A 6,743-nucleotide genomic window follows, 5' to 3' on the forward strand; every position below is an offset into this window, starting at 1 on the left:
CCAGACCCGCATCAGCCAGCTGCTCAGCTTTATCTTCATCCAGCATGCCCAGTGTCATGCAGGTTTCCAGACCCAGAGCCTTCACCTGCTTCACCATATCGATCACATACGGCATATCTTTATCAGCAGGATGCTTCCAGGCAGCGCCCATACAGAAACGGGTAGAGCCGGTCTCTTTCGCTTTACGCGCCTTCTCCAACACCTTTTCCACCTGCATCAGGCGTTCTTTTTCCAGACCGGTGTTGTAGTGGCCGCTCTGTGGGCAGTATTTACAATCTTCCGGGCAGGCACCGGTTTTGATCGACAACAGTGTACTCACCTGCACTTCATTGGGATCGAAGTTCTGACGGTGCACAGTTTGCGCCTGAAACATCAGGTCATTAAACGGCAGTGCAAACAGGGCACGAACCTCTTCTTCTGACCACTCATGACGGATAGGTGCTTGCTCTTGCATCGTTTCTGTTTCCCCTCGAAAATCCTTCAATATGCGGATAGAAATAGACCCGCACACTCACTATGGACTAATGATATAGGGACAGAAGGAACTGTCAACCGATGAACAAACACCAAGATAACTACAGGTTATTTTTTAGCCAGTGTATTTTATGCAAAGGACGCACAAAACGTACTCAGGGAATATGCAGCGAATGCGTAAAGGATCTGCCATGGATCAAGCATCACTGTCCATGCTGTTTCCTGCCACAGGAACACGATCATCTCTGCCAGCAGTGTTCTGCAAAGACACCGGCGTTTCAATCTGTTACCGCGTTATTTGACTATCAGTTTCCGGTCAATCAGCTGATCGCCCAGATCAAATACCACGACAAACCGGTCTACATGGCCGCATTGGCGGAGCTGATGGCAAGACACTTATCCAATGCGCCACGACCTGATGTGTTGATACCCGTTCCATTACACCGCAGTCGACTGCGAGAACGGGGTTATAACCAGGCTGAAATTCTGGCAAGAGGTGTAGGCAGGCAATTAAGCATTCCTGTTCGATGCGACCTGTTGTCTAAAACCCGTGCGACCGCTCAGCAGATGTCACTGGATCGCAGGAGCCGACAGAAAAACCTGAAAGCGGCGTTTGAGTGCCGTCCTTATTCGGCTCAGCATATCGTCCTGATCGATGATGTCATGACCACAGGTACAACCGTTCGGGAGATTTGCAAATACCTGCGTCAATCACCCCAACAGGTCATTGATGTTTGGGTATTGGTACGCACGGCAGAAGATCGATAGGCAACATCACTTCATCGTCACTTTGCCGCCGATCATCTTATACGCGGGCACGCCCCGGATCAGCATCTCGCGGGCAAATACCGCATCACACCCCGGACAGGAGCAAGGCACCTGCGTAAAGTCTTCGCTGATCCGCTCTTTGAAGCACTTCACCAGTGCGCCTTTGCCACCTTTGCGGTAGCGGTACAGTTTGGTTTTGCAGCGGGCGCAAAAGATATCAACAGTTTTCGTCGGTCCTTTCGGATTGGGTTTGGCCATATAAAGAAGGAGCCTTAGAATTTTAGAGCAATAGATCCTGATCGATCGGGTAAAAGATTGTTGCCTCGTTGATCAGTGAGTTAGCGGTAAGCCCCGGTACGCCATAAACAATCGCATCAACGTCAAAATCCTGACGGATCTTTCTTAACAGCAGATCAAAATCACCGTCACCGGAGAGCAGCACCACCGTATCGATCTCACGAGCCGCTTCCATTACATCGATGGTGATACCCACGTCCCAGTCACCTTTCGCTGATCCATCGCTGCGTTGGATAAACGGTTTGAGCTTTACGTCAAAACCGATATGTTTTAGCGCAGTCTGGAACTTCTCCTGTCGGCTGTCCCCCCGGTCGATCGCATAGGCTGTCGCAGAAACGATCTCCCCGGTACAACCAATGCGTTGCCACAGCTTATGGTAGTTAAACTGTCGCCCGTAAGTTTCACGGGTGGTGTAGTAGATATTTTGTACGTCAACGAAGATCGCAATCTTGTTCATGATAAGACGGTGTTGAATCCTATAATTGAGGCAGCTGTTTCCCGCCACCGCTATACAAGCAGATGACACTTCATCACCTGCGAGATGATCTGTGAGTGACGTTCATCCATCCTAATCAAAATATATGGGCTGATCCAACTAAACGCCCCCATTCACGCATAAAGGAACAATGTTATTCCGGCCTGACATATCCTCCAATAGATGAAGTCGATACTATGAACGGACAAATAGAATCGATGGATAGAGCAGTATCTATGAAAGTAGCAGTATATTGTGGATCATCGGAAGGCCCCACAGAATCGGAATATATGCAGGCGGCTTATGACCTTGGTCAGACTCTGGCAAGACAGGGGATCGAGTTGGTTTACGGCGGAGCCTCGGTTGGCCTGATGGGGGCCACCGCTGACGGCGCACTGGACGCAGGAGGCAAAGTCATCGGTGTGATGCCGGATGTTCTTGTCGACAAAGAACTGGCACACCCTCACCTGACAGACCTGAAACAGGTGCGTGATATGCACCACCGTAAGGCGATCATGTCTGAGCTGGCTGACGGGTTTATTGCCATGCCCGGTGGTACCGGCACACTGGAAGAACTATTCGAAGTCTGGTGCTGGGCACAGCTAGGAATTCATCACAAACCCTGTGCACTCTATAACGTATCAGGCTTCTATAATAAGCTGCTCGAATTTATCCAACATGCCGGAAACCAGCAGTTCATCCGCGAAGAATACAGCCGTATGTTGGTTGTAGAAAACTCGGTCGAAAAAATATTACAGGCATTCAAAGCCTACCAGCCGCCCGCTGATAAATGGCGTGATCGCAGTGTGCTGAAACCTGTGGTAGAAAACGTTTTGTGACTAAAGATGCAATAAAGGAATTCGTAGATGTTTAAGAAATTACTGGCCAGCGTAGGGATTGGCGCGGCAAAAGTAGACACCGTACTGGAAACTGACACTTTGATGCCCGGCCAACCATTCAGAGCCACCATCGAGATTACGGCGGGTGATGTCGAACAGGACATCTCAGGTATCGAACTGGCCTTGGTAACCCGTGCAGAAGTCGAAACCGATGATGGTGAACACAACGAAAACATAAAACTGCAGAAATGGCTGGTACAGGAAAAAATGACCCTGCAACCGGGCCAGACGATCTCTGTGCCATTCGAAGCAATGCTGCATCAGGAAACACCGATTACTGCACTGCACTGCAATAGCAACCGCTGCCAGGTTTGGCTGGCAACCGGTCTTGAGATCGATATGGCGCTGGACGCCTCTGACAAAGATCCACTGAACATTGTTCCGACCGATGCTATGCGGGCCTTTGTTGGCGCACTGGAAAATTGCGGCTATTACCTTAACAGTGCTGACGTTGAAAAAGGCTTCCTGCGGGGTGACGGTTTTGCATCCAGTGCCGGTGCTTATCAGGAGCTGGAGTTCCGCCCACAAAGTGGTGGCCTGTTTGGTATCAAAGAGGTCGAGGTCTCTTTTGTACCTGAAGCAGATCGCACCCATGTATTGATGGAACTGGATCGCAGCTTCCGTGGCGATGGTTTTATCTCGGTCACACTGGAACACAGCGAGCTTAGCCAAGACGCAATCGAACAGTATCTGCAACAGGTCCTGAGCTAAATACTTAACTCGCTCGTTATACCTGCTATGCCACAACTCTGAACATCATAAGTGAACCAATCGCTTACCGGTGTTCAGAGTTTTTTGTTTTGACTGGAACCGTTGATGTGATTGATCTCCCTCTGTTTTACCTGTTTGCCATCCCTGCTGTACTGATCACCGGAATATCTAAAGGAGGTTTCGGGGGCGGCCTTGGGTTGATTGCGGTACCGATGATGTCATTTGTGATCTCACCCGTACAAGCCGCCGCGATCATGTTACCCATCCTCTGTCTGATGGATATCTTCGGGGTGGTAAGATTTCGCCAGTATGCCGATTGGACTCACCTGTCCATTCTACTGCCCGCCGCTCTGCTGGGTATCATCATCGGAACCTTCAGTTTTCATTATCTGAATGAAGCTCAAATTAAACTGATGATCGGTCTGGTCGCCATGGCTTTTGTGCTCAACCATCTGCGCGGCAAAGGGAGTGATGAAGCTAAACCGGCCAGTGTCTGGCGTGGCAGATTCTGGGGCATCATCGGGGGCTTCACCAGCTTTGGCGTTCATGCAGGCGGCGCGCCATTAAACATCTACCTTTTACCCCTGAAACTGAACAAATCCGCCTTTGTGGGCACCACGGTGATCTTTTTTACCGCCGTAAACTATATCAAGCTGGTCCCCTATTTCTGGCTCGGACAGTTCACCAGCGACACTCTTCTCACCGCGCTTGTACTGGCGCCTTTGGCACCACTGGGCGTCTATCTTGGCAGTTTTCTCCACCATCGCATCGATGATCGTTGGTTCTACCGTATCTGTTACGGGTTATTGACGCTGGCGGGTACTAAGCTGCTGTTTGACGGCCTGAGTGGTTTGTTATAATCGTAACCCTATTCGATTCAGAGTTCGTTTTGAGAGGCTCAAACGATGACCATTTCTTCCGATAATCTAGCCGACCGCGCCTGCCAGTTAACCCGAGAATTCATAGGCCATGCCTGCAAAGTCCGCGATGAAAATCCTGAGTACGCACAGACGCCTGAACAAACAGCGATGATCCTGTCGCTGGAACTGTCACGTATTGGCATGAATGTCGAAGACAATCAAAAGTTGGACATTCTGGCAGGCCTGAAGAAAGGCCTGAACAGCCTGAAACTCACTGATGAAGAACGCCTGGCCATCACAGCTCAGATTAAAGGCCAGCTGTATCCGGGGAATAACGCTTGATCGAGTCGCTTAACGTACAGCCTGTCGCGGTGGTTCGCAGTGCATTTAAGGAAAAGTTTGGCATCCCTCGTCAGCCAGGTCTGGCCAACAGCATCGTCTCAACCATTGAGCTGCTGCCCGAGTTCAGCTCGGCTGACGCGGTACGAGGTTTGGAGCAATGTAGCCATATCTGGTTGGTATTTGTCTTCAGTGAGTGTGTGGATAAAGGCTGGAGTCCACTGGTACGCCCCCCACGTTTGGGCGGTAATAAAAAGCTGGGCGTCTTTGCAACGCGCTCACCCTTTCGTCCCAACCCTGTCGGGCTTTCACCGGTAAAGTTAGAAGCCGTGCGTATTGAAGGCAACAAAGTCAGTTTAGATGTCCGCGGTGCTGATCTGCTTGACGGTACACCGATACTCGATATCAAACCCTATCTACCGTATTCCGATGTAATCAGTGACGCTGAGTTTTCCGTCGCTGACCAGATTAAAAAACTGGATCTGCCCGTCGTCTATTCTGACGCCGCACAAGAGATCTGTATTCAGTACACCCAACATACGGGAGAAAAGCTCGACGAGCAGATCAGTGAAATTCTGAGCTGCGACCCACGTCCGGCATACAAGAAGAACGACCCGGATCGGGTGTATGGTGTAAAACTTCACGATCTGGATATACGCTGGAAAATCACAGACAATCAGATCTATATCGAATCGATCGCTTATTTGGAGTCTTCAGATCAATCCTAAAGGTAAGGATCACTTTGAGTGATACGTGGAGGTAAAGCACCCAAGCAGTCTGTAGTAAGGATATCTGCCACCTTTACAAAGGGGTGAGTTAACGTTGTTATTTGCAGCTATCCGCAGAAAAGTACGAAGGAACGGCCTTCCATAATAAGAACAGGAATCAGAGTTAATGCGTATCCTTGCTGTAGATCCCAACCGCGCGTTCCACCAGCTGCTGAAAAGCCAGCTACAACCTATTGGTTGTGAATTAACCAGCTGCTCCAATGGATACGAAACACTCAAAGCACTCGATTCGAATCAGTACGACCTGATTACGCTGGCACGTTATATTCAACCAGATGACTACCTGCCCCTGCTGAAACACATCCGCTCGCTTCCCAAATATCAATTTACACCCGTGATGCTCGTCGCCTATGACTACGATTTCAATTTCGTTAAAGAAGCCGTGGGACATGGCATTACAGATGTTCTCGATCGTCACCAGCCCGATCAACTCATTGATGGCATCATCCGTCTGTTACGCCGGACCAGCTATCAGTTTGACGATCACGTATTACTGGTCGAAGACAGCCCGACAAACGGCCAGCTTGTCACGACGATGTTGCAACAGCGCGGCATGTCTGTGGAATGGCACACAACCTACTCCGGTGCGATCGATGCGCTCGAAGATAAAGAGTTCGATCTGATCATTACCGACCTTCTATTGGACGAGAAACACACCGGGCTGGAGTTGCTGCACTACATTCGCCATCACACACGTACAGTGATAAGTGAATCGCCTGTCATCGCCTTAACCGGCTTTAACGATCCATCCCGTCGTCTTCTGGCGTTCCATTTGGGCGCGGATGATTTCGTCAGCAAGCCTTTTTCGGAAGAAGAACTGCTGGTACGAATAGACCGCGTACTATCCCGGCATAAGCTGGTCACTCAACTACAGAAACGCGAAGCCCAGCTGACAGAGATGGCGCTGTTCGATTCACTCACCAGTATCTATAACCGGCACGGGCTAAGTGAATTGATGAAAAAAAGAATCAGGTACTGCCACCGCCATGAAATCCCTGCGGTCATGCTGCTGATCGACCTGGATCACTTTAAGGAGCTCAACGATACCTTCGGACATCCTTTTGGTGACTCCGTTCTGCGTAAAGTCGGTCAGACACTCAATGACATTGTTCGCGACGATGACATTGCCGGC

Annotated in this window: 10 protein-coding genes; 7 read left to right on the forward strand and 3 right to left on the reverse strand. The window is 50.0% G+C overall.

All coding sequences use genetic code 11. The features are described from left to right. A partial coding sequence (locus tag ABYW01_RS10585; RefSeq protein ID WP_372832594.1) for a radical SAM protein occupies positions 1-454 on the reverse strand: 454 nt, incomplete at its 3' end. A gap of 101 nt (positions 455-555) precedes the next feature. On the opposite strand from ABYW01_RS10585, the gene ABYW01_RS10590 reads away from it, so the two are divergent. Further along, entirely contained in the window at positions 556-1,242 is a 687-nt protein-coding gene (locus ABYW01_RS10590) for a ComF family protein (RefSeq protein ID WP_372832596.1), read from the forward strand. 6 nt (positions 1,243-1,248) lie between these two features. Here the strand turns inward: ABYW01_RS10590 and ABYW01_RS10595 are convergent, their stop codons facing one another. Next, positions 1,249-1,500, reverse strand: coding sequence for a hypothetical protein (locus ABYW01_RS10595; RefSeq protein WP_372832597.1), 252 nt, complete (start codon positions 1,498-1,500; stop codon positions 1,249-1,251). A 22-nt stretch (positions 1,501-1,522) separates the two neighbouring features. Then, a complete protein-coding gene (locus tag ABYW01_RS10600; protein ID WP_372832599.1) occupies positions 1,523-1,996 on the reverse strand; it encodes an NYN domain-containing protein in 474 nt (157 codons plus the stop codon). Positions 1,997-2,250: 254 nt separating this feature from the next. Between ABYW01_RS10600 and ABYW01_RS10605 the strand changes: the two genes are divergently transcribed. The 6 genes from ABYW01_RS10605 to ABYW01_RS10630 form a co-directional block, all read left to right on the forward strand. Continuing rightward, positions 2,251-2,853 (forward strand): TIGR00730 family Rossman fold protein, encoded by a 603-nt coding sequence (locus ABYW01_RS10605; protein ID WP_372832600.1) that lies wholly within the window; start codon positions 2,251-2,253, stop codon positions 2,851-2,853. Positions 2,854-2,880: 27 nt separating this feature from the next. Continuing rightward, positions 2,881-3,624 (forward strand): sporulation protein, encoded by a 744-nt coding sequence (locus tag ABYW01_RS10610; RefSeq protein WP_372832602.1) that lies wholly within the window; start codon positions 2,881-2,883, stop codon positions 3,622-3,624. A 107-nt stretch (positions 3,625-3,731) separates the two neighbouring features. Continuing rightward, the gene (locus tag ABYW01_RS10615; RefSeq protein ID WP_372832604.1) at positions 3,732-4,484 is read left to right on the forward strand and encodes a sulfite exporter TauE/SafE family protein; all 753 of its coding nucleotides are present in this window, start codon (positions 3,732-3,734) and stop codon (positions 4,482-4,484) included. A gap of 45 nt (positions 4,485-4,529) precedes the next feature. Continuing rightward, complete coding sequence (locus ABYW01_RS10620) at positions 4,530-4,826, forward strand: hypothetical protein (protein WP_193952031.1); 297 nt, start codon at positions 4,530-4,532, stop codon at positions 4,824-4,826. Then, positions 4,823-5,551, forward strand: a complete 729-nt coding sequence (gene tsaA, locus ABYW01_RS10625; RefSeq protein WP_372832606.1) for a tRNA (N6-threonylcarbamoyladenosine(37)-N6)-methyltransferase TrmO — start codon at positions 4,823-4,825, stop codon at positions 5,549-5,551. The genes ABYW01_RS10620 and tsaA overlap by 4 nt, the downstream gene beginning before the upstream one ends. Before the next feature lie 166 nt (positions 5,552-5,717). Beyond that, the coding region (locus tag ABYW01_RS10630) for a response regulator (RefSeq protein WP_372832608.1) at positions 5,718-6,743 on the forward strand (1,026 nt) is incomplete at its 3' end.

Source organism: Pontibacterium sp., assembly GCF_041587635.1.
GTDB lineage: Bacteria > Pseudomonadota > Gammaproteobacteria > Pseudomonadales > Balneatricaceae > Pontibacterium.

Bases quoted from the DNA above. Each gene is read 5' to 3' on its own strand.
- ABYW01_RS10620 (WP_193952031.1), top strand. From the start codon at position 4,530: ATGACCATTTCTTCCGATAATCTAGCCGACCGCGCCTGCCAGTTAACC.
- ABYW01_RS10610 (WP_372832602.1), top strand. From the start codon at position 2,881: ATGTTTAAGAAATTACTGGCCAGCGTAGGGATTGGCGCGGCAAAAGTA.
- ABYW01_RS10595 (WP_372832597.1), bottom strand. From the start codon at position 1,500: ATGGCCAAACCCAATCCGAAAGGACCGACGAAAACTGTTGATATCTTT.
- ABYW01_RS10605 (WP_372832600.1), top strand. From the start codon at position 2,251: ATGAAAGTAGCAGTATATTGTGGATCATCGGAAGGCCCCACAGAATCG.
- ABYW01_RS10600 (WP_372832599.1), bottom strand. From the start codon at position 1,996: ATGAACAAGATTGCGATCTTCGTTGACGTACAAAATATCTACTACACC.
- ABYW01_RS10590 (WP_372832596.1), top strand. From the start codon at position 556: ATGAACAAACACCAAGATAACTACAGGTTATTTTTTAGCCAGTGTATT.